General features: G+C 65.1%; 21 protein-coding genes. 3 read left to right on the top strand and 18 right to left on the bottom strand.

Features of this window, described 5'->3' with window-relative positions:
* Window positions 1-42: 42 nt before the first annotated feature.
* From yajC to leuA, 4 genes are all read right to left on the bottom strand, one after another.
* Window positions 43-480 carry a preprotein translocase subunit YajC gene (yajC, locus tag C795_RS16695; RefSeq protein ID WP_017794106.1) on the bottom strand — a complete coding sequence of 146 codons (438 nt, stop codon included), beginning with the start codon at window positions 478-480 and terminating at the stop codon, window positions 43-45.
* 93 nt (window positions 481-573) lie between these two features.
* Complete coding sequence (gene ruvB, locus C795_RS0112555) at window positions 574-1563, bottom strand: Holliday junction branch migration DNA helicase RuvB (RefSeq protein WP_017794105.1); 990 nt, start codon at window positions 1561-1563, stop codon at window positions 574-576.
* Window positions 1560-2171, bottom strand: a complete 612-nt coding sequence (gene ruvA, locus C795_RS0112550) for a Holliday junction branch migration protein RuvA (RefSeq protein WP_017794104.1) — start codon at window positions 2169-2171, stop codon at window positions 1560-1562. Before ruvA ends, ruvB begins: the two co-directional genes overlap by 4 nt.
* A 107-nt stretch (window positions 2172-2278) precedes the next feature.
* Window positions 2279-4054, bottom strand: coding sequence for a 2-isopropylmalate synthase (leuA, locus tag C795_RS0112545; RefSeq protein ID WP_026139653.1), 1776 nt, complete (start codon window positions 4052-4054; stop codon window positions 2279-2281).
* Window positions 4055-4253: 199 nt separating this feature from the next.
* Here leuA and C795_RS0112540 point away from each other — a divergent pair, with 199 nt between their 5' ends.
* Entirely contained in the window at window positions 4254-6047 is a 1794-nt protein-coding gene (locus tag C795_RS0112540; protein WP_017794102.1) for a DUF2207 domain-containing protein, read from the top strand.
* An 89-nt stretch (window positions 6048-6136) separates the two neighbouring features.
* Here C795_RS0112540 and C795_RS0112535 read toward each other — a convergent pair whose 3' ends face one another.
* The 12 genes from C795_RS0112535 to lepA form a co-directional block, all read right to left on the bottom strand.
* Window positions 6137-6523 carry a DUF5684 domain-containing protein gene (locus C795_RS0112535; RefSeq protein WP_017794101.1) on the bottom strand — a complete coding sequence of 129 codons (387 nt, stop codon included), beginning with the start codon at window positions 6521-6523 and terminating at the stop codon, window positions 6137-6139.
* A 39-nt stretch (window positions 6524-6562) separates the two neighbouring features.
* Complete coding sequence (gene era / locus C795_RS0112530; protein ID WP_017794100.1) at window positions 6563-7459, bottom strand: GTPase Era; 897 nt, start codon at window positions 7457-7459, stop codon at window positions 6563-6565.
* Entirely contained in the window at window positions 7456-8748 is a 1293-nt protein-coding gene (locus tag C795_RS0112525) for a hemolysin family protein (RefSeq protein WP_026139652.1), read from the bottom strand. The genes era and C795_RS0112525 overlap by 4 nt, the downstream gene beginning before the upstream one ends.
* On the bottom strand, window positions 8745-9206 hold the full coding sequence (gene ybeY / locus C795_RS0112520; RefSeq protein WP_017794098.1) for an rRNA maturation RNase YbeY: 462 nt from the start codon (window positions 9204-9206) through the stop codon (window positions 8745-8747). Before ybeY ends, C795_RS0112525 begins: the two co-directional genes overlap by 4 nt.
* Window positions 9203-10240 carry a PhoH family protein gene (locus tag C795_RS0112515; RefSeq protein WP_017794097.1) on the bottom strand — a complete coding sequence of 346 codons (1038 nt, stop codon included), beginning with the start codon at window positions 10238-10240 and terminating at the stop codon, window positions 9203-9205. Before C795_RS0112515 ends, ybeY begins: the two co-directional genes overlap by 4 nt.
* Window position 10241: 1 nt before the next feature.
* Window positions 10242-10592, bottom strand: coding sequence for an HIT domain-containing protein (locus tag C795_RS0112510; protein WP_017794096.1), 351 nt, complete (start codon window positions 10590-10592; stop codon window positions 10242-10244).
* A 34-nt stretch (window positions 10593-10626) separates the two neighbouring features.
* Window positions 10627-11436 carry a 16S rRNA (uracil(1498)-N(3))-methyltransferase gene (locus tag C795_RS0112505; protein WP_017794095.1) on the bottom strand — a complete coding sequence of 270 codons (810 nt, stop codon included), beginning with the start codon at window positions 11434-11436 and terminating at the stop codon, window positions 10627-10629.
* 4 nt (window positions 11437-11440) lie between these two features.
* The gene (gene dnaJ / locus C795_RS0112500) at window positions 11441-12541 is read right to left on the bottom strand and encodes a molecular chaperone DnaJ (protein ID WP_017794094.1); all 1101 of its coding nucleotides are present in this window, start codon (window positions 12539-12541) and stop codon (window positions 11441-11443) included.
* Window positions 12542-12585: 44 nt separating this feature from the next.
* Entirely contained in the window at window positions 12586-13623 is a 1038-nt protein-coding gene (gene hrcA / locus C795_RS0112495; protein WP_017794093.1) for a heat-inducible transcriptional repressor HrcA, read from the bottom strand.
* A gap of 166 nt (window positions 13624-13789) precedes the next feature.
* Window positions 13790-15013, bottom strand: coding sequence for a radical SAM family heme chaperone HemW (gene hemW, locus C795_RS0112490; protein ID WP_017794092.1), 1224 nt, complete (start codon window positions 15011-15013; stop codon window positions 13790-13792).
* A complete protein-coding gene (locus C795_RS16045; protein WP_157487137.1) occupies window positions 15014-15727 on the bottom strand; it encodes a DUF1990 family protein in 714 nt (237 codons plus the stop codon). It abuts the gene before it with no gap.
* Complete coding sequence (gene lepA, locus C795_RS0112480) at window positions 15724-17577, bottom strand: translation elongation factor 4 (RefSeq protein WP_026139651.1); 1854 nt, start codon at window positions 17575-17577, stop codon at window positions 15724-15726. Before lepA ends, C795_RS16045 begins: the two co-directional genes overlap by 4 nt.
* Window positions 17578-17678: 101 nt before the next feature.
* On the opposite strand from lepA, the gene C795_RS0112475 reads away from it, so the two are divergent.
* Entirely contained in the window at window positions 17679-18521 is an 843-nt protein-coding gene (locus tag C795_RS0112475) for an MOSC domain-containing protein (RefSeq protein WP_017794089.1), read from the top strand.
* Between the two features lie 141 nt (window positions 18522-18662).
* Window positions 18663-18923, top strand: coding sequence for a 30S ribosomal protein S20 (gene rpsT, locus C795_RS0112470; protein WP_017794088.1), 261 nt, complete (start codon window positions 18663-18665; stop codon window positions 18921-18923).
* A 166-nt stretch (window positions 18924-19089) separates the two neighbouring features.
* On the opposite strand, the gene holA is transcribed toward rpsT, so the two are convergent.
* The gene (gene holA / locus C795_RS0112465) at window positions 19090-20091 is read right to left on the bottom strand and encodes a DNA polymerase III subunit delta (RefSeq protein WP_017794087.1); all 1002 of its coding nucleotides are present in this window, start codon (window positions 20089-20091) and stop codon (window positions 19090-19092) included.
* Between the two features lie 9 nt (window positions 20092-20100).
* A complete protein-coding gene (locus C795_RS0112460; RefSeq protein WP_083879295.1) occupies window positions 20101-21819 on the bottom strand; it encodes a ComEC/Rec2 family competence protein in 1719 nt (572 codons plus the stop codon).
* Window positions 21820-21872 lie beyond the last annotated feature (53 nt).

The following is a 21872-nucleotide window of genomic DNA, read 5'->3' as shown; positions in this document are numbered from 1 at the left end:
GCTTTCTATGAGGGATGAGACGGCGCCCGAAGGCGCCGCTGCTTACGCCTTAGGGGTCTGCTCTTCGCCGGGCTCTGAGTCGGGCTTCGTGCCAGTCTCGTCGGTCGAAGCATCGTTCGACTGTGCTTCGGGAGTGACGTCACCGTTTGCAAGGTGCTCGCCGAACGACGGGTCGTCGTCGGGTGCGACGGTGCCGGTCTCGGCTTCCTCAGCAGCGCCCTCAACGGGCGTAACAACCTGCGAGATGGCGTTGCGGTGCACGATGAGCGTGGTCGAGCCGCTGCGAATCGTGGCGCGGTTCGTCTCCTCGTCGATCTCCTCGAGCGTGCCGTAAATGCCCGACTGAAGCATCACCTCGGCTCCCGGGCGCATGTTGTTCTGCATCTCCTGCTGAGTGCGCTGACGCTTCTTGCTGTTGCGGAACATGAAGAAGATCATCACTGCGATGAGGGCAAACATCATGAGGGTAATCGGGTCCAAGGGAGATCCTTCCAGTGAGCGTGCACGCACGCGGGGCACAGATTCGGCCAGCTTATCGTGATTTCACTGACAGATCACCCCGTGGGAAGTTGTTCAGGACCCCGGGTTGGTGATGTGCGCGTGCCCCTGGCGCGTGGCAACTCGCCCGCGGGGGGTGCGCGTGAGCAGCCCCGCCCGCACGAGGAAGGGCTCCACGACGGCCTCAATAGTCTCGGCTTCCTCGCCCACCGACACCGCAAGGGTGGAGAGCCCGACCGGTCCCCCATCAAATCGCTCGACGACGGCTCGCAGCACCTCACGGTCGAGCCGGTCGAGCCCGTGGGCATCGACGTCATACAGTGCGAGTGCCGCCTGCACCGCGGCGGTGTCACCGGGGATGCCGTGTACGAGGCTGTAGTCGCGCACGCGGCGCAGCAGCCGGTTCGCAATTCTCGGAGTGCCCCGCGATCGCCGCGCGATTTCCTCGAGCCCAATTTCCGACACCTCGAAGCCGAGCAGCCCGGAGGCCCGGGTCACGACGCTCGTGAGTTCGTCGTCGGAGTAGAACTCGAGGTGCGCGGTGAAGCCGAATCGGTCGCGCAGCGGATTCGGGAGCAGGCCCGCGCGTGTCGTGGCGCCGACGAGGGTAAACGGGGCGAGCTCGAGCGGAACCGAGGTGGCGCCGGCGCCCTTGCCCACCATGATGTCGACTTTGAAGTCCTCCATCGCGAGGTACAGCATTTCCTCGGCGCTGCGCGCCATCCGATGGATCTCGTCAATGAACAGCACCTCGCCGGGCGTGAGTGCCGAGAGCACTGCGGCAAGGTCGCCCGCGTGCTGGATGGCGGGGCCAGAGGTTTGGTGCAGCGGTTTGTCGACCTCGGCGGCGACGATCATTGACAGCGTCGTCTTGCCGAGCCCGGGAGGGCCCGCGAGCAGAATGTGATCCGGAGTGTGGTTGCGCATAGAGGCGGCGTTGAGTAGCAGCCCGAGCTGCTGCCGCACCTTCGCCTGGCCAACGAACTCCGAGAGCGTGGCGGGCCGCAGCGCCCCCTCGTATCCCTGATCGGACGGGGTGGCCTGGGCGGAAAGCTCGCCGCTCATCGCGAACCGCCCCGGGCGGCCTGCAGCAGCGCGAGTGCCGCGCGCAGCAGGCCCGCGTGGTCGGTCGGCGCACCGGCCGCGAGGGCATCCTCGACGGCCCCCGCGGCGGCCTGCTCGTGGTAGCCGAGACCCATGAGTCCGTCACGCACCGCAGTGGCGTGCGCGCTCGCGTCGTCGCGCGGGGTGTCGGCCGATTGCGTGTGCGCAATGGCCTGCAACTTGCCCGCGAGCGAGATCACGATCAGCTTGGACGTCTTGGGACCGATGCCCGAGACCTTGCGGAACACCTTCTCGTCTTCCGCGACGACCGCACTGGCAATCTCCGCGGGGGTGAGGGCCGAGAGCACGCCAAGCGCGCTACGCGGCCCCACGCCGTTGACACCGATGAGGTGACCGAATACCTCAAGTTCGTCCTCGCTGCCAAAGCCGAAGAGCGTGAGGGAGTCTTCGCGCACGATGAGCGAGGTGTGCACCATCAGGTGCTCCCCCACGGCAGCCTGCGAGACCCGGCCGCTCGGCAGCTCAACGCGCATGCCGAGGCCCCCGACACCAATTACGGCCCAACCGGCCCCCGACGAGAGCACTGGGCCCGACAATGAAGCAATCACACGCCCACTCTAGAACGGTGCCCCCGTAAATACACCGACGCCGCGCCGCGCATTCGAACAAAACTACGAATGCGCGTCGCGGCGTCGGTGGAAGGAAGAAACTGTGGCTAGGCGCCGACCGCTGCGGGCTCCTGCTCGTTGGCGGTGTTGCGGATCGCACGGTTGACCGAGCTCACGATTGCCTTGAGTGTTGCACGGCTCGTGTCGGCGTCAATACCTACGCCCCACAGGCGCTGGCCTGCGACCTCGAGGTCGACATACGCTGCAGCGACCGCGTCACCGCCCGAGCTCATGGCGTGCTCGACGTAGTCGAACAGGGTAACCTCGAGGCCGTCCTCGTTGAGCGCGTTGATGAATGCGTCGACCGGGCCATTACCGCGGGCGGTGAGCTGCTTCTGGTCCTCGCCGTCGCGGTAGTCCACCGAGAGCTCGGTGACGCCGTCACCTGTGCTCGTCGATGCGGTGCGGAACAGTTCGTACTGACCCCATCGCGTCGCAGCGCTGTCGCCCGACCCGGTCGGCAGGTACTCGTCCTGGAAGATGTTCCAGATCGAATCGCTCGACACTTCGCCACCCTCGGTGTCGGTGACGCCCTGCACGACCGCACTGAACTCGATCTGCAGGCGACGCGGCAAGTCGAGGCTATGATCAGTCTTGAGCAGGTAAGCCACGCCACCCTTGCCCGACTGCGAGTTCACGCGAATGACGGCTTCATACGACCGGCCGAGATCCTTCGGATCGACCGGCAGATAGGGAACGGCCCACTCGATATCGTCAATCGAGACGCCCGCAGCTTCGGCGTCATTCGCCATGCGCTCGAAGCCCTTCTTGATGGCATCCTGGTGCGAGCCCGAGAAGGCGGTGTACACGAGGTCGCCGGCCCAGGGGCTGCGCTCGGGCACCCGCAGCTGGTTGCAGTACTCAGCGGTGCGGCGCACCTCGTCGAGGCGCGAGAAGTCGATCTGCGGGTCAACACCCTGCGTGAACATGTTGATGCCCAGCGCGATCAGATCCACGTTGCCGGTGCGCTCGCCGTTGCCAAAGAGGCAGCCCTCAATGCGGTCCGCGCCGGCCATGTAGCCGAGCTCTGCAGCGGCGACGGCGGTGCCGCGGTCGTTGTGCGGGTGCAGCGACAGGATGACGTTCTCGCGGTGGTTGAGGTTGCGGCTCATCCACTCGATCGAGTCGGCGTACACGTTGGGGGTCGCCATCTCGACGGTGGCGGGCAGGTTGATGATGACCTTGCGCTCAGGCGTGGGCTCGAACACCTCGAGTACGGCGTTGGACACCTCGAGGGCATACTCCAGCTCGGTGCCCGTGTAGGACTCGGGCGAGTACTCGTAGTAGACCTCGGTGTCCGCACAGATGTGCTCGCTCGCGCGGCAGAGCTTGGCGCCGTCGACGGCCATCTGCTTGATGCCGTCCTTGTCCTGGCGGAACACGACGTCGCGCTGCAGAATACTGGTCGAGTTGTACAGGTGCACGATCGCCTGCTTCGCGCCGATCAGCGATTCGTAGGTGCGCGTGATCAAGTGCTCGCGAGCCTGCGTCAGCACCTGGATCGTGACGTCCTCGGGAATCGCGTCCTCTTCGATCAAGTGGCGCACGAAATCAAAGTCGGTCTGACTGGCCGAGGGGAACCCAACCTCGATCTCCTTGTAGCCCATCTTCACGAGCAGATCGAACATGATCCGCTTACGCTCGGGGCTCATCGGGTCGATCAGTGCCTGGTTGCCGTCGCGCAGATCGACTGCACACCAGCGGGGGGCCTCGGTGATGCGCTTCGTGGGCCAGGTGCGGTCGGGCAGATCCACGTTGATGATTTCGTGGAAGGGACGGTACCGGTGGATCGGCATTCCAGAGGGCTGCTGCGTGTTCTTCATTGACTCGTCTTTCTCATCTTGCGGGGGTATTCAGCCAAACACGAACACCGCGACGAGGAAGGCCGATGAACTAGGCCTCGTCGCGGCAGCTAAGAAGGAGCGAGCCGAACAGCATGGGGCAAATCTATCACAGCTCAAACCCCGGCACGCACGCGCGTCATTTCGATGGGGATCCGGGCGCCTCGATACTCTGAGGAACATGCGCGCACACTCCCCCAGCAATATCCATCGAGCCGCCAAGGCCGCCATTGGCCTCGCGCTCGCGCTCGGGGCTGTTGTGTTCCTTGGCCCAAAGGCCCACGCTGGCACCCAGGATTTCAGCTATGACAGCTGGTCCGTTGACTACCAGGTCGGCCTCGACGATGCCGGCCATGCGACGGCTCGGGTGACAGAAACGCTCACCGCAGTGTTCCCGGAACACGACCAGAACCGCGGCATCGTGCGCGGCATCCCCGATCGCTATGAGGGCGCCAGCATCGATCCACGCGACTTCACGGTGACCGATGAGCAGGGCGCGCCCGTGCCGTTCGAACTCGAATCCGATGAGGGTTTCACTGCCGTCCTCACGGGCGACAACTCATATGTACACGGCGCCAACACCTATGTCATCAGCTACACCCTCAGTGATGTCGTTCTCGCACGCGACGACGGCACCGCTGATGAGTTCTACTGGGACCTCATGGACTTCGAGCACGAACAGCCGGTGGCAAAGTTCTCGGCAACGGTACGGTTCGACGAGAAATTGGGAACGCAGCTGACCGACCGGGCGTCCTGCTATGTTGGCGCGGCCGAATCGGTCACCGAGTGCACCATTGCGCGAGAGGGTATTGCGAGTTGGCACCTGGATGTTGGGCCGCTGGCGCCCTTCGAGGGCGTCACCGTGGCGATCGGCCTCAATCCCGGCTCGGTCGTGCAGCCGTCGACGAGACTCCCCAGCTTCACGTACGACGTGCTGCCCCTCATTGTTGCGGGAATCGCACTCCCCGTCGGCGCAACCTCGTTTGCATTTGCGGTGCGCCTCCGCCGCAACCGCCGCATTGCCCGCGGCACCATCGTCGCGCAGTATGACGTGCCGGCTTCACTGCCTCCCCTGCTCGCCGCCGCAATTGTCGGGGCGAGCCCGCATCCCGTGCCCGCAGAGATCGTGCACCTCGCCGTGGGCGGCGCGATCCGGATCGAAGCCAGCACGCCGCGACCGACGTTGCATCTGGTGGACCCCTCGCGCGCGATCGATCCGCTCGATCAGCGCACGCTGAAGAGCCTGTTTGGTGATCTCACGCCGGGCAGTAGCTTCAAGATCCCTAAGGGCAGCGAGAAGTTCGCGCACCGCATGACCAAGTTGCACGAGCGGGGCGTCACCGAGGCCAATGAGCGCGGCTACTTTGAGCGGGCGCACTCCCCCGTTGGGCGCGTGATTGGGATTCTCGGAATCGCGTGTGCTGCGACCGCGATAGCATTCGGTGCCGTAGCACTCGTCGTGCGCGAGTCACCCCTCCCTTTGCTCGCAATTATTGCGGGCGGGGGCGCACTGGCATTCAGCGTGCTGGGAACCGTGCCCAGGCGCGTGCACACGCCGCTCGGGGCCGAGACCCGCGAGTACCTCATGGGGGTGCGCGAGTTCATTCGCGTTGCGGAGGCCGACCGGCTCGAGGTGCTGCAGTCGTATGCGGGGGCCGAGCGTCACCAGATCGACGGAGTAGAGGCCGTGCAGATCTACGAGCGGCTGCTGCCGTATGCAATGATCTTTGGCCTGCAGAAGCAGTGGACAAAGGTGCTCGAGGTCCGTTACGAGGACTCATTCGACTACGCGCCGATGTGGTTCGTTGGCGCCGGCATCGGCGTCATGCATCTGAGCGACCTGGGCAGCACGATCTCGCAGTTCACGTCGTCCACGATGTCTTCCGTGAGCTACTCCTCGAGCAGCTCGGGAGGGTCAACCGGAGGCGGGTTCGCTGGTGGCGGCGGCGGTGGCGGGTTCTCGGGCGGCCGCTAACGCAAAGCGGGCGCCCACCGATGGTGGACGCCCGCTTACGCTGCTCGAACTTGCCTCGGCCCGATTGAGCCTGCCGGGTAGCTGGTCAGCTACCGGTCGCGCGGTGTGTACTTCGCACTGCCGAAGCCCAAAATCAGGTACCCGACCACCGAGAACAGCCACAGCAGGAAGATCGAGAAGGCCGCGCCCTTGCCAAAGCGTTCACCCGTGCGCAGGGCCACGAAGATCGCGAACACGATATTCACGATCGGAATCAGGTACAGCAGCCCCATCCATGCCGAATAGCCGGCAATCTTCACGAGGATGAAGATGTTGACGATCGGAATGATCGCGAGGATACCGGCGTAGCCCGCCTTCGTGAACACCTTCCAGAGGGCAATCGCGACGACGACGTACCAAATGACAAGGATCACCGTATTGGCGCCGCTAAACGCTGTAATTGCGGCCTGATCCGTGATGCTCTCTAACGTAAACATGTTGACGTCCCCCTTTGGACTGCGTATGAAACTGCCGTGCTAGAAACCGAGCTTACCCAAGGCCTTCGGATCCCGCTGCCATTCCTTCAAAACCTTGACGCGCAGCGAGAGGTAGACCCGGCGACCGAGCAGCTTCTCGATCTCCTTGCGTGCCCGCTCGCCCGAGGAACGCAGCTGGGAGCCGCCCTTGCCGATAACGATACCCTTCTGGCTGTCACGCTCGACGTAGATCGATGCGTAGATCTCGAGCAGGCCGTCCTCGCGCTCCTCGCGGTCGTCCACGCTCGCCGCAAGCGAGTGGGGCAGTTCTTCGCGCGCGCCCTCGAGGGTGGCCTCACGAATCAGCTCCGAAATGCGGTCGTCTTCGCTTTCGTCAGTCGTGTGGTCATCCTCGTAGAGGAGCGGCGACTCGGGCATCAGCTCGAGCAGCACGTTTGAAAGCACATCGAGCTGCTCCTCGGTGATCGAGGAAATCGGCACCACGGCATCCCACTCGCGCAGCTCACCGAGCCTCGTTAGCTGATCGATGATCTCGGTCTTCGACGCGCGGTCAACCTTGGTCAGGATCGCGACCTTCTTGGCGCGGGGAAAATCGTCTAGGCGGTCGTTGATGAAACGGTCGCCGGGGCCGAGCTTCTCGTTTGCCGGCACGCAGAACCCGATCACGTCGACGTCGCCGAGGGTCTCCTCCACGAGCGCATTCAGGCGCTCGCCCAGCAGCGTCCGCGGGCGGTGAATGCCCGGGGTGTCGACGATGATGAGCTGACCGTTTTCACGGTGAGCAATGCCGCGGATCACACGCCGCGTCGTCTGCGGCTTCGGGCTCGTGATCGCGATCTTCTCGCCCACCAGCGCGTTGGTCAGCGTTGATTTGCCCACGTTGGGTCGCCCCACGAAAGAGACAAACCCCGCTCGCGTCTTCGATTCCTCAGTCATCGTTCATCCCTTTCCTCGGGTTCTCCAACCCAACGCGCCTGCACAGTTGTGAGACGCTGCAGCTTGCGCAACACGCTTACCGCTACTAATTCAATGCCCGACACCAGCACGGAGTCGCCCTCGTCTGGCAACCGGCCCAGTCCCTTCGCAACGAGACCGCCGACGGTATCGACCTCGTCATCATCAAGGTCGATGTCGAACAGTTCGCCGAGCCGATCAACGCTCATGCGAGCACTCACCAGATACGATCCATCGACCTGGGTGATGACTTCTGCCAGCTCCCGGTCGTGCTCATCGTTAATCTCGCCCAGCAGCTCTTCGATCAGGTCCTCGAGCGTCACCAGCCCCGAGATGCCACCGTACTCATCGACCACGATTGCGAGATGGTTGGCCTCACGCTGCATTTGGCGCAGCAGACTGTCGGCCCGCTGCAACTCGGGCACAAAGATTGCCGGCTTCGCGATCCGGGTCACCGCGGACGACTCGGCCTCCTCTGGCCGTCGCAGCACGAAGCCGCTGGCGTCGCGCAGGTAGACGATGCCGACGATGTCGTCGACGTCTCCCGCAACCACCGGCACGCGCGAATGACGCGACGCCAGCATTTGTTCGAGCGATTCGCGCACCGAGGTCTCGCTCGACAGCGTCACCATGTCGATGCGCGGCACCATAACCTCGCGCACGAGGGTCCCGCCGAACTCGACGAGCGAGTGAATGTACTCCCGATCATCGTCCTCGAGCAGCGCCTGTTCGGCTGCCTGATCCACCATCGACAGCAGCTGCTTCTCGTCCCGGATCCGGGCCCGCCCAAGGGCGCGCCCCGGAGTCACCCGGTCACCAAACCGCATGAGCCCTGTGGCGATGGGCCCGAGCAGCACTCGGACCGCACGCACGAAAGGTGCCGCGAAACGAATAACCCCATCGGAGTGATGTGTGCCGACGGTGCGGGGACTTGAGCCGACGAGCACGAAGGTCGTAGCCGTCATCACGAGTGTCGCGAGCACGAGTTCGAGCCACAACTCCTGCAGCGAGTACGCGATCACCAGCGTGATCAGCACCGCCGAAACCGTCTCTGCGAGCACGCGCGCAAAACCGAGCGCGTCGAGGTGGCTCCCCTCGTCCTCCGCAATCGCGCGAATCGCGCGACCGGTGCGGGGCGAGTCCTCGGCAAGGGCAATCAGCTCGGCACGGGATCGCACCCCCAGGGCTGCGTCGGCCGCCGCCAGCAGGCCACCCAGGCTGAGCAGCAGCACGGCGGCGCCGAGCAGCAGCACCATGAGGGCAAGACTCATCGCGACCGCTCGCGCATCGCGAACGACAGCAGCAGGTCGCGCTGCAACCCGAACATCTCGGTCTCTTCGTCAGGGGTCGCGTGGTCGTAACCCAACAGGTGCAGCATGCCGTGGGTCAACAGCACGGCGATCTCCTGGGCCAGATCGTGCCCCGCGGCCTCGGCCTGCATCTGAGCCATCTGCGGGCAGATCACCACATCGCCGAGGAGACCGGCGGGGGTCAACGCATCCACGCGACCCGGGCGCAGCTCGTCCATGGGGAAGCTCAGCACATCGGTGGCGCCTGGCTCGTTCATCCACTGCACGTGCAGTTGCGAGATGGCGTCCTCGGTCACCAGCATGACGCCGAGCTCGGTCTCGGGATGCACGTGCATCGACTCGAGTACGAAGGCCGCGAGCCGCATCAGCCGTGCCTCTTCAACCTCGATGCTCGACTCGTTGTTGATTTCGACGGTCATCGTGACTCTCCCTGAGTATTGGATTGCTTGTCTGATTGTTGAGACGCGCGCGCGGTGGCGCGACGTTCGTCATAGGCGGTGTAGGCGTCAACGATGCGCCCCACCAGGCTGTGCCGCACGATGTCGTCGACGCCGAGGTGCTCGAAGTGTACGTCTTCAACACCTTCGAGAATCTGGCTGACGACGCGCAGGCCACTCGATGCGGCGGGCAGGTCGACCTGGGTGAGGTCACCAGTGACTACCATTTTTGAACCGTACCCGAGGCGCGTCAAGAACATCTTCATCTGCTCGGGAGTCGTGTTCTGGGCCTCATCGAGCACGACAAACGCCTCGTTGAGTGTGCGCCCGCGCATGTAGGCGAGCGGGGCCACCTCGATGGTGCCACTGGCGAGCAGCTTGGGCACGACCTCAATGTCCATGAGCGAGCCGATCGCATCGAACAACGGGCGCAGATAGGGGTCGATCTTGTCCTCGAGTGTGCCAGGGAGGTACCCGAGCCGCTCCCCCGCCTCAACCGCAGGTCGCGTCAGAATGATCTTGGCGACCTCACGCCGCTGCAGCGCCTGCACTGCCTTTGCCATCGCAAGGTAGGTCTTGCCGGTACCAGCGGGGCCCAGCCCAAACACGATGGTGTTCTCGTCGATCGCGTTGACATATGCGCGCTGGCCACGGGTCTGCGGCCGCACCGCGTGCCCGCGAACCGTCACAATGGGGGCGCTGAGCGTTTGGGCGGCCGTGGGACCGTTTCCCTCGCGCACCATGCGGGCGATCTCGCCGACATCGTTCGCCGACACGGCACCGCTTCCGCGAGCCAACTTCAGGATCTCGCCGACAGCCTGTTCGGCCGCGCGCACGAGAGCGACCGGTCCGCGCATCGTGAGCACCTGATCGCGCACGTGAAAGCTGACGCCGGGATGCGTGCGCTCGAGGTCACCAACGAGGCGGTCCCGGTGCCCCAGGAGGGAGCCCAAATCGACACCCTCGAGCAGCACGGTGCGCTGCGATTGCGGCGCATCAGGTGAGCTGGCCTGCATGTCAGGCTCCAACGAGCGTACGCTCCTCAAGGTTTCCGGCGAGCACGTGGGCGTGCACGTGGAAGACGGTCTGCCCTGCGCCAGCACCCGTGTTGAAGATCAGTCGGTACTCACCCGAGGCGTGCTCGGTTGCGAGCTGCTGGGCGACCGTAATCATCTCGGCAAGCGTCTCGGGCTCGGCTGCTGCCAGCTCGGTCACGTTTGCGTACGCCGTGGTCTTGGGGATCACGATGATGTGCACGGGAGCCTGCGGTGCGATGTCGGGGAACGCGAGAACGCGATCCGTCTCAGCGAGGATCTTAACGGGGATCTCACCGGACACGATCTTTCCAAACACCGTTTCTTCAGCCATGCTCCCTAGTTTAGGGCAGCGCGTCTGGGCCGGGCTACCAGCGACCGAACGCGAGGTTCAGCACGGCAAGGGCGGCGGGGCCAGCCGACGAGGCACGCAGAACGGTTTCCCCGAGCACTGCCACCTGGGCACCGGCCGCCTCGAGTCGATCGAGCTCGGCATCCGAGAACCCTCCCTCGGGGCCCACCACGAGATACACGTGCCGGATCGGGTTGGTGGCGGCGCCACTGCCCTCGGCGGTCAGCGATCCCACCCACGCGCTCAACGGGTTGTTGCCGCGCGGATGGAGCGCCACAACGGCGACGTCTTCGCGCGCGGCGAGCTCGCACAGGCCCGCAAGGGTCGTCAGCGGCCGCACCCCAGGGATCCGGGGCCGCAGGGATTGCTTGGCCGCCTCGCGGGCGATGCGCTGCCACTTTTCGCGGCCCTTTTCGGCTTTCTCGCCACTGCCGCTCCACCGGGAAACCGAGCGCTCGGCCTGCCAGGGCACGATCGCGTCCACGCCGAATTCAGTGGACTGCTCGACCGCGCGGTCGTCACGGTCGCCCTTTGCGAGCGCCTGCACCAGCACGAGCTCGGGCGAGTTCGCCCCAGCTGACGTGCCCGGCGTGCTTTCCGGCTGCACGTGCACAGCCTGAAGGCGCACCACAAATCGGTCGCGCTCGGCGACCTCGACCGCGCCCTCGCCGATGCAGCCCTGACCATTGCCGATCAGAATGTGTTCGCCGACGCGCAGTCGGCTCACCCGTACGGCGTGGTGCGCTTCGTCGCCCGTGACCTCGATGAGCTCACCAACGGCAAAGTCCGCGTCGGTGAGCTCCTCGGCGTAGTAGAGATTCGCCACGGAGTTAGTTGCCCCGGAAGAACCGGTCGCGAACCTTGCCGAAGAAGCCCTGCTGGAACTCGCCCAGGTGTGGCTTCTCCTCACCGCGCAAAGTGGCGAGCTGACGCACCAGATCCTTCTCGCGTCCCGAGAGCTTCGTGGGCGTCGTCACCTGGACGGCGATCTTCACGTCGCCGCGGGTCGTTGACCTCAGGCCCTGAATGCCGCGGCCGCGCACCGTGATGACGTCGCCCGACTGGCTTCCCGCTGGCACCTCGGCTTCGATAACACCGTCAATGCCCTCGAGCTTGGCGTCAACACCGAGAATCGCATCGGTCATGGAGACGCGCATGGTGCAGAGCAGATCGTTGCCGTCGCGGCTGAAAACGTCGTGGTGCTGCACACGGAACTCGATGAAGAGGTCGCCGTTGGGGCCGCCGCCCGGGCCAACCTCGCCGCCGCCGCGCAGTTGTAGGCGAGTGCCGGTGTCGATGCCGGAGGGGATGTCGATCGGGATCGTACGGCGCTCGCGCACGCGACCCTTGCCACCGCACTCGACGCAGGGGTTCTCAATAATGGTGCCGTAGCCCTGGCAGCTGCCGCAGGGGTGCATCGTGACGACGTTGCCGAACAACGACCGGACCTGGCGCTGCACCTGACCCTGGCCATGGCAGACGTCGCAGGTCACCGGGTGCGTGCCGGGCTGGCAGCAGCTTCCCTGGCAGACGCCGCAGAGCACGGCTGTGTTCACGGTGACGTCGCGCTGCACACCGAACATGACGTCCTCGAGGGTCACGTCGACGCGAATCATCGCATCTTCGCCGCGCTCCGAACGCGGGCGGGGGCCGCGCTGGCCCGCGCCCCCGAAACCACCGGAGCCAAAGAAGGTCTCGAAGATATCGCCAAAGCCGCCGCCGTTCTGGCCGCCGCCCATGTCATAGTTCTGGCGCTGCTCGGGATCGCTGAGCACGTCATAGGCGTGGGTGACGCCCTTGAATCGCTCAGACGCTTCCTCACTCGGATTAACGTCGGGGTGCAGCTGACGCGCCAGCTTGCGATACGCCTTCTTGATTTCTTCTGGGGTCGCTTCGCGCGAGACTCCGAGAGTTTCGTAGTGGTCGGCCACAGGCCTGGCTCCTCAGTGGTTGTGACGGTGATGGGCGGAGGGAGTCATGCCGACTCCTCCCCCAAGATTTGATTCAAGTATCTGGCTACGGCGCGCACGGCAGCGATGTTGCCCGCGTAGTCCATGCGTGTGGGGCCGAGCACCCCCAATTTGGAGGGTACCCCGCCGTCTTCATACGGGGAGGCGATCACTGACGCGGTAGACAGCCCGTACGGCGCGTTCTCGCGACCGATGGAGGCTGCCACCGCGCGGCCCTCGTGCGCGAGTTCTCCGAAGAGGCGCAGCAGAGTCACCTGCTCTTCGATCGCATCGAGCACGCCCGGCAGGGAACCAGCGAAGGCATCTGCTCGGCTCAGGTTCGCCGCCCCCGCGAAGGCGATCCGCTCGCTGCGGTTGGCCTGCAACTGACTGCGTACGACCTCAAGTACCCGTTCGACGACAGCCGTCTCGGTCGGCTCAGCCCACTCCGCCACCGTGTCAGACAGCGCCGAGATAGCCGCGGAAGCCGTGTCGACGTCGACACCAACAACTGACTCGGCGATGCGACCCCGGAGGCCATGCACCCAAGCCTCGGTGACGCGTGCGGCAGGAAGCCAGGCGAGCTGCTGCTCCACCACGCCGGATCCCATAATCAGCACGCACAACACGCGGTCCTCAGCGATTGCCACGAGGTCAATGTGCCGCACGGTTGTGCCGCCGAGCGACGGATACTGCACCACTGCGACCTGATTGGTCAGCTGGGCCAGCATGCGAACAGTGCGAGCCATGACGTCATCGAGGTCGTTCGAATCACCCAGAAACCGCTCGATCGCGGAACGCTGGGACCCCGAGAGTGGGCGAATCTTGGCGAGCGTGTCGACATAGAGGCGATAACCCTTGTCAGTGGGCACGCGACCGGAAGACGTGTGAGGCTGTGCGATCAGCTCGTCTTCCTCGAGCAGCGCCATGTCGTTGCGAATCGTTGCGGCAGATACGCCGAAGTGATGGCGCTCAACGATGGCTTTGGAGCCGACGGGCTCGTTCGAGGAGACGTAATCGCCCACGATCGCGTGCAGCACTGCGAGGCTTCGTTCCGATACCATGTCCCCTCCTCCTGGCACTCTTCGTTTCCGAGTGCCAAGTCTATCGCAGTGCGACTGATCGAAGCCATTGGGGCGGGAACACTGTGTCACGCCCACAGCAAAACCGGACTGGCCCCCGGAGCAATTACGGTCGTAGCGTTGGTTGCCACACCGTTCAAGCCACCCGTTACGGAAGCAGGCGATGCACGACGGTGTCGGCGAGCAGTCGTCCCCGAAGCGTGGGAATCACCCGCCCCTTGATGGCCTCGCGCCCATCGATCAGGCCCTCCGCGATCAAGCCAGCAATCGCCTTTCGCCCCTCGGGTCGCAGCACATCTACTGGCAGCCCCTCAACGACGCGGGTTTCCAGGAGTACCCGCTCGTCATACCGGGCTTCCTCGGTGAGCAGCTCACGCGAGTGCGCGGGCGAAATTCCCGCGGCAACACGCTGAGCGTAGGCCGCAGGATGTTTCACGTTCCACCATCGCACGCCACCGACGTGGCTGTGGGCCCCGGGACCGGCCGCCCACCAGTCCTCGCCTGTCCAATAGGCGAGATTGTGGCGCGACTTCGTCTCGGGCGTGCGAGACCAATTGCTGATCTCATACCAAGACAGCCCAGCCTCGCGAAAACGCGTGTCAGCGAGCTCGTACATTTCTGCGTGCAGGTCCTCATCGGGCTCGGGAACCTCGCCCCGCCGGATCTGAGCGGCAAGCTTCGTGCCGCGCTCGACGATCAGCGCATACGCCGAAATATGATCCGGATCTGTTGCGAGCGCTGCATCGATCGAGCGCTCCCAATCAGACAGGGTCTCCCCCGGCGTGCCGTAGATCAGGTCGACGCTCACCTGCAGGCCCGCATCGCGCGCCTGCTTCGTCACGACGGGCACCCGCTCGGGTGAGTGCGTACGATCCAGCGTCTTGAGCACGCTGGGAACCGCGGACTGCATTCCAAAGCTGGCGCGGGTGAAGCCCGCGTTCGCTAGCGTCTGCAAATATTCGGCATCAACGGAGTCGGGGTTCGCCTCGGTCGTCACTTCGGCGCCCTCGGCGAGACCCCACTCGTCCTTGATCCGGCGCAGCATGAACGCGAGGTCACTCGCGGGCAGCAGCGTGGGCGTGCCGCCACCGAAGAAGACTGTGGATGCTTTGCGCTCAGCCACGCCTGAGCGGCGCAGCACATCTGCGCCAAAGCTCAGTTCCCAGGCGGCCTCTTCGGCATAGGTGTCCTGGCGGGTACCAGTGAGCTCCTGGGCAGTGTAGGTGTTGAAATCGCAGTACCCGCAGCGCACACGACAGTACGGCACGTGCACATAGACGCCGAAGTTGCGTTCGGCGCTGCCGAGGGCAGCGCTCGCGGGCAACAGACCGTCTTCGGGCGCCGGATCCCCCTCAGGAAGTTCGGCGGCCACCTAGCTGGCCTCGGGCGTCGAACCGGGCTCACTGCTTTCTGCAGCGTCCTGGCCAGCGCCATTCTCCGGGGTCGCCCCGGGAAGGAGCGCCTTCAGCTGGGCCGTGATGGCGTCGAGAGTGGACTGTAGTGCCTGCTTCCCCTTGCGCCCAAACAAACCCTCTTTGGGGGCTTCGAGGAAGCCTCGGCCAATGGCCCACACGGAGTCATCCTCGCGGTGCTCCACAAGAAAGAGCTGCTCGCCGACGGGGCCAGCGTGATCTGCGGTGCCCCACGCAAACCCGACCTGCCGCGCATCGCTGATCGTATAGATCACAAGCACCTCGCGGGCGATGGCACCGGGAAGCGCCACGCGCGCGCGGGTGCCTGGGGCGATGAAGGGAGTGCCGTCAGGAGCAAACTGCTCCTCAAGATCCGCCGGCGCGACGGGTGTACCGTCGGCCGCAAAGTCCGGGCCGGCGTACCCATCAAGCTTTGCACTGTCGAGCTCCTCGACGGTGATCTCTGCGCCGCGTTGGGCGGCCCAGGTCATCAGCAAGCTCGACGCTGTCAGAAAGCGCGGTTGCCCGCTACCAAGCCGCAGGCTCTCCTCGTACGGGGTCGACCCGTTCGGAGGAAACCGCACGATGTCGGGCAGCTTGGACGCACCCACCGCCGCATAGGTCACAGGCATCTGCACGTGACTCCCGCGGCGGGCTGGGGTTTCCTGACTCACTTCTTGCCGCTTTCCTTGCCCTCGACGTCGCCCGAAAGCGCCGCGATGAACGCTTCCTGAGGCACCTCGACGCGACCGACCATCTTCATGCGCTTCTTGCCTTCCTTCTGCTTTTCAAGCAGCTTGCGCTTACGGCTAATATCGCCACCGTAGCACTTGGCAAGCACGTCCTTGCGGATCGCGCGAATGTTCTCTCGAGCAATAATGCGCGAGCCGATCGCAGCCTGAATCGGCACCTCGAACTGCTGGCGCGGGATCAGCTTGCGCAGGCGCTCGGTCATCATCGTGCCGTAGGCGTATGCACTGTCGCGGTGCACGATCGCACTGAATGCGTCGACCTGCTCGCCCTGCAGCAGAATATCGACCTTCACGAGATCAGCTTCCTGCTGGCCCATGGGCTCGTAGTCGAGGCTCGCGTAGCCTTGAGTGCGGCTCTTGAGGTGGTCGAAGAAGTCGAACACGATCTCGCCGAGCGGCATGCTGTATCGCAGCTCGACACGCTCACCGAGGTACTCCATGCCGAGCAGGCTGCCGCGACGCGACTGGCACAGCTCCATGATGGCACCGACGTAGTCCTTGGGAGTGAGGATCGCGACGCGCACGACGGGCTCGCTCACGGTCTTGATCTTGCCGTCGGGGTACTCGGACGGGTTCGTGACCGTCACTTCTCCGCCGTCGTCGGTGACAACCTCGTAGACCACGCTGGGCGCGGTGGCAATGAGGTCGAGGTCAAACTCGCGGCGCAGACGCTCCGAGATGATCTCAAGGTGCAGCAGACCCAGGAATCCACAACGGAAGCCGAAGCCCAGCGCCACCGAGGTCTCGGGCTCGTACTGCAGTGCCGCGTCCTCAAGCTTGAGCTTGTCAAGCGCCTCGCGCAGCACCGGGAAGTCGCTGCCGTCGAGGGGGTAGAGACCCGAGAACACCATGGGCTTGGGGTCCGTGTAGCCGGGGAGCGCCTCCTCGGCGGGGTGAATCTTCGTCGTGATGGTGTCGCCCACCTTCGACTGGCGCACGTCCTTCACGCCAGTAATGAGGTAGCCGACCTCGCCAACAGCGAGACCCTTCGTGGGGACCGGGCCGGGTGAGGACACGCCAATTTCGAGCGCCTCGTGATCGGATCCGGTCGACATCATCATGATCTTCTCGCGCGGCTTGAGCTTGCCGTCGATCATTCGGACATAGGTGACCACGCCACGGTAGGCGTCGTAGACAGAGTCGAAGATCATGGCGCGCGCGGGCCCGTTGGGGTCACCCACGGGAGCGGGAATACGCTTGACAACGAGGTCGAGCAGCTCTTCGACGCCGGCGCCGGTCTTGCCCGACACCTTGAGGATGTCTTCGGGGTTGCCACCAATGAGGTCGGTGATCTCGCGGGCGACCCGCTCGGGGTCTGCCGCGGGCAGGTCGATCTTGTTGAGCACGGGAATGATCTCGAGGTCATTCTCCATGGCGAGATAGAGGTTCGCGAGGGTCTGAGCTTCGATGCCCTGAGCGGCGTCGACGAGCAGGATCGCACCCTCGCACGCGGCGAGCGAGCGCGAAACTTCATAGCTGAAGTCGACGTGACCGGGCGTATCGATCATGTTGAGGGCATACGATCCGCCGTCGGAGTCCCAGTGCATACGCACTGCCTGCGACTTGATCGTGATGCCACGCTCGCGCTCGATATCCATGCGATCGAGGTACTGAGCGCGCATCTCTCGGTCCGGGACGGTGCCCGTTACCTGCAGCATGCGGTCAGCAAGCGTTGACTTGCCATGATCGATGTGCGCGATGATGCAGAAATTGCGGATCATCGCGGGCTCGGTCGAGGCCGGGACTGGGGGGTTCACACTGCGAGGAGACATTACCGGCCATTATCGCACGATCACACCCCGATATTGGTGAGTATCGCACCCCAGGGTGTCGCACTACAGGCAATGCTGCGGCTTGCTGTAAACATAGGTGCATGGCTCACGTTTCTGCGTTGTTTCGTTATCCGGTCAAGGGGTTCACCCCAGAGCCCGTTGAATCGCTCTCAATTCAGCCTGATGGCCGGGTCGCAGGTGACCGCGTGCTCGCGTTTCGCTTTGGCGATGCGGCGAGCCCCGAGGATCAAGGCGGCCTCGACTACTGGCCCAAGGCCAAAGGACTCTCGCTGCAGGATTTCCCCTCTCTCGCTCCCCTGCAGCTGCGCTTCAACGAGCAGGCTCAGCGTGTAACGGTCACAGACGGCGATAGCACGCTCGTGGACGTGACCCTTAATGAGGAAGGCCGCGACAAGTTACGCCAGGTCATCACCGAGTTTGTGCTGGCCTCGAGCGAGGGCCGCAAGCTCGCGCGCGACGGGCGACTCCCCCTCGTGTTGGCGGGAGACGGATCACAAGCTCGCTTCCAGGATCGTGCGCGCGGCTATGTGTCGGTGCACGCGAGTTCGAGCGTCACGGCGTTGGGCGAGGCGCTCGGTATGCAGATCGACGACCGACGCTTTCGTTCCAATGTCGTCATCGAGGGGCTCGAACCCAACGCTGAGCTCGAGTGGGAAGGCACCGTGCGCATCGGCGAGGTGTTCTTCAATACGCGGGGCCCGATCGTGCGGTGTCTTGCGACGCACGCGAACCCCGACACCGGCGAGCGCGATGCTCCCGTATTGAAGACGCTGACGGGTGCGCTCGGCATGGCCGAACCCTGCCTCGGGCGCCTCCTGTTGCCCGTGGGTGTCGATGGCGCGGGTGTGCGGCCCGGCACAATCGACACCGGCTTTGCCGGTGGTGTGATCCGGATCGGAGATCGGGTCACGATAGATCAGTGAGCAAGCACGCGTTTCGCCGCTCAGTCTGCTAGTGTTGGTTCTTGACTTGCGTGTGGCTAAAACCACACACCCCGGAAGGTGCCCTCTCTCGCCGACCGGACTATCCGTCAATTTTTTACGTTTTTAAGGACACTACTTAACGTGGCAAACATCAAGTCGCAGATCAAGCGCATCAAGACCAACCTCAAGGCTACCGAGCGCAACCGCGCTTACAAGAGCGGCCTGCGCACTGCTATCCGCGCAACCCGCGAGGCTATTGCGGCTGGCGACAAGACCGAAGCACAGGCAAAGCTGCAGGCTGCAACCCGCAAGCTCGACAAGGCTGTGTCGAAGGGTGTCATCCACAAGAACCAGGCAGCTAACCGCAAGTCGGCTCTCGCCGCCAAGGTTGCAGCGCTCTAAGCTCTTGTAGCTATAGAAGCCCTCGTAGCTTCCAAAAAGCCCCGCTTCGGCGGGGCTTTTTGTTTTGGTTGGAGGGACGCCCTGTTGTACACCTCGTTGGTAGCACAGCTTCCTCGATGGCGCAAGAGGCGATCAGGCGCGGAAACTCTCAGGGCCAACACATCGGCTAGGAACGGCCGCGCCGCGCGACGAACAGCACGTACTTCTCAAGCGCGTACTGCGTATCGCGGCTGCCTCCCTTGAGCAGCCACTCGGTTTCGGCGGCGAGGTCGATGGCTCGCGCCAGGTCCTCCTCGCGCCAACCGCGGGTGTCCTTGATCGCGCGCTCCACCTGCCACGGGGCCATACTCAGTTCCTTGGCCAGCTGACCCGCGGAGCCACGCGCACCAAACACGCGCGCCATTCCTCGCACCTTCATGTTGAGTGCAGCGAGCAGCGGGATCGGGTCAATCCCCCCGGCAAACGCCTGACGCAGCAGCACGAGCGCCTCGGCCGGGCGCCCCGCTGTCGCGGCATCCGCAACCTTAAAGCCATTCGTCTCGACGCGTCCCTCGGTGGCGCGCGTCACATGGTCCTCGTTGAGCTGCTTACCGCTGACCTCCACTAACTGCGCACAAGCGCCCGCGAGCTCGCCCAAATCGCCCGTATATGCAGCGATCAATTGGCGCACCCCGCCGGGGGTGATCTGGGCGCCGAGGCTGCGTAGCTCCGCCTGCGCGAAAGCGGCGCGCTCCTGATCCTTCTTCATTTCGGGGCAGGAGACCTCGATCCCCGCACCACCGCGCACCAAGTCGAGCAGCGCCTTGCCGCGCTGGCCACCGGCGTGCCATAGCACGAGGGTCGCGTCGTCAGCCGGATCGGTCAGGTATCGCCTCGCATCTGCCAAGAACGCGTCTGAGCAGCGCTCCACGTTCGATACCCGAATCAGTCGGGGTTCGGCGAACAGCGAGGGGCTCGCGATCGTGAAGAGCTCCCCCGCCGTGTAGCTCGCGGCGTCGAGGTGATGCTGTTCGAGGTCGTTGCGCTCGGCGAGCAACATCGCTCTGATGCGCTGCGCTGCGCGATCGGCGAGAAAGTTTTCGGGGCCACTGATGAGCACGACCGGCGCGGGGTGCGCCTCGTGCCACGAAATTGCCGGTGTCTTGGTATTTGCGCCTCGTGCTGCCACGTGTCAAGCCTACTGGTCGCCGCCGACAGCGCGGCCGCGCTGCGCCCAGACTCGCAGGGCACCACCACCGTTCTCCCCACCATCCCGACCCAGCACCGCGATGGATCCGGCTTGATCGGTGCGAAGCGTGGTGGTTCCCGCGATCATTAACGCCTGGAGCGTGTCGCGGGCCGGGTGCCCATACCCATTCTCGGCCCCGACAGACACGAGCCCGAGCTCCGCCCTGACGTGATCGTAGAAGCCCAGCTGCTGGTCCCGCGAGCCATGGTGGGCCACCTTCACAACATCGGCGGCGAGCTGCTGCACTGAAACAACCGAGGCGAGCTGCGCCTGCTCGGGCTCCCCCGTATCCGCCAGCATCAGCGCCGTCACGTCACCGGCATTCGCGTGCATCACGAGGCTTGCGCCGTTGCTAGTCGCGGGAGCGACCCGCCGATCCGGAGCTAGCAGCACCCAATCCACGCCCGCGGTCGCCCCGACATCGCCGGAACCGCCTTCCTGCCAGGGCACCTCTGCGCGCTCGAGCTGCCTCGTCACGTCACGGCCGGGCCCGGCATCCTCAATCGTCGCGGGCGCGACCAGGGCTGCATCGGCGAGCGGCGCCGCCGCCGCGAGCGCACCGACGTGATCCCGATCGTCATGCGTCAGCACGAGCAGCGTGATGCGCGTGACGCCAAAGGTGCGCAGGCACGCGCGCAGCAACGTCTCATCGTCCCCCGTGTCGATCAGCATGGCCTCGCCTGCACCTGCCGTCGGCCCGCGCAGCAGGATTGCATCGCCCTGCCCCACATCGCAGGCGATAACGCGCCAGTCCGCCGGCACCCCCGCACGCTGCACCGTGGGAGCCACGAGCGTGGGGCCCACAAAGACACCGGCGGCACAGCCCGCAAGCACCGCCACCCCGACGCGCAGGCCGCGGGGCCCGAGCGTGTCGGGCCGCCACGGTGTGCGCACGCGGGTGCCGGATCGGGTGATCCGGCCCGTCGCGAGCATCCAGGCCGCCACTGCGAGCGTCTGCGTCGCGAGCAGCAGCAGCGCGCCCGGAACGCCCGGCAGCCAATCCCACCGCGCGCCCGGCAGTTCGGAGGCAACGCGGGCGGTCGCCTCCACCCACCGCGCCGGTAGGCTCGCCGCGGCGACCAGTGCGTGCGCCAAAGGGTACGACACCGGCCCGGCCACCAGGGCCGCCAGCCCGAGCGCGGTTCCCGCTGGCGCGGCCGGCCCTGCGAGCACGTTTGCGAGCACCCCTGCGGCAGGCAGTCCGTCTTGCAGCAGGAGCAGCAGCGGGCCACAGGCGAGCTGGGCCGCCGCGGCGACCGCGATCGGCAGCGCAATCCATCGGGGAATGCCGCCTAACCGGCGCAGGGCCTCGCTGAGCGCGGGAGTGCACAAGATGATGCCGCCCGTCGCGGCGACCGACAGCGCAAACCCCGGGTGCCACGCCTGCCAGGGGTCGATAATGAGCAGCACGGCGATCGCGAGTCCGAGCGCGGGCAGAGCGACGGAGCGCTTACCCCCGTAGGACGACGCAAGCAGCACCGCGCCCATGATGGCCGCCCGTTGCACGCTCGCATCCGGCCCCACAACTAGCACGAACAGCAGGAGCGCCAACGCTGCGGCAACCACACGAAGGCGTCGCCCGCACCCGAGCCACGACAGCGCCCAGATCGCAGCACTCGTCACCAGGGCGCAGTTGGCCCCAGAGACTGATCGCGTGGGAGATGACAGCGCCGATTACTTACGTAGAGCCAAAGTTCGGGGTGCGATGAGGCTCTCCACCG

Source organism: Leucobacter salsicius M1-8, assembly GCF_000350525.1.
In the GTDB taxonomy this organism is placed as follows: Bacteria; Actinomycetota; Actinomycetes; order Actinomycetales; family Microbacteriaceae; genus Leucobacter; species Leucobacter salsicius.
Note: the sequence above shows the minus strand (reverse complement) of the source record. Positions and strands in the feature narration are given on the sequence as shown.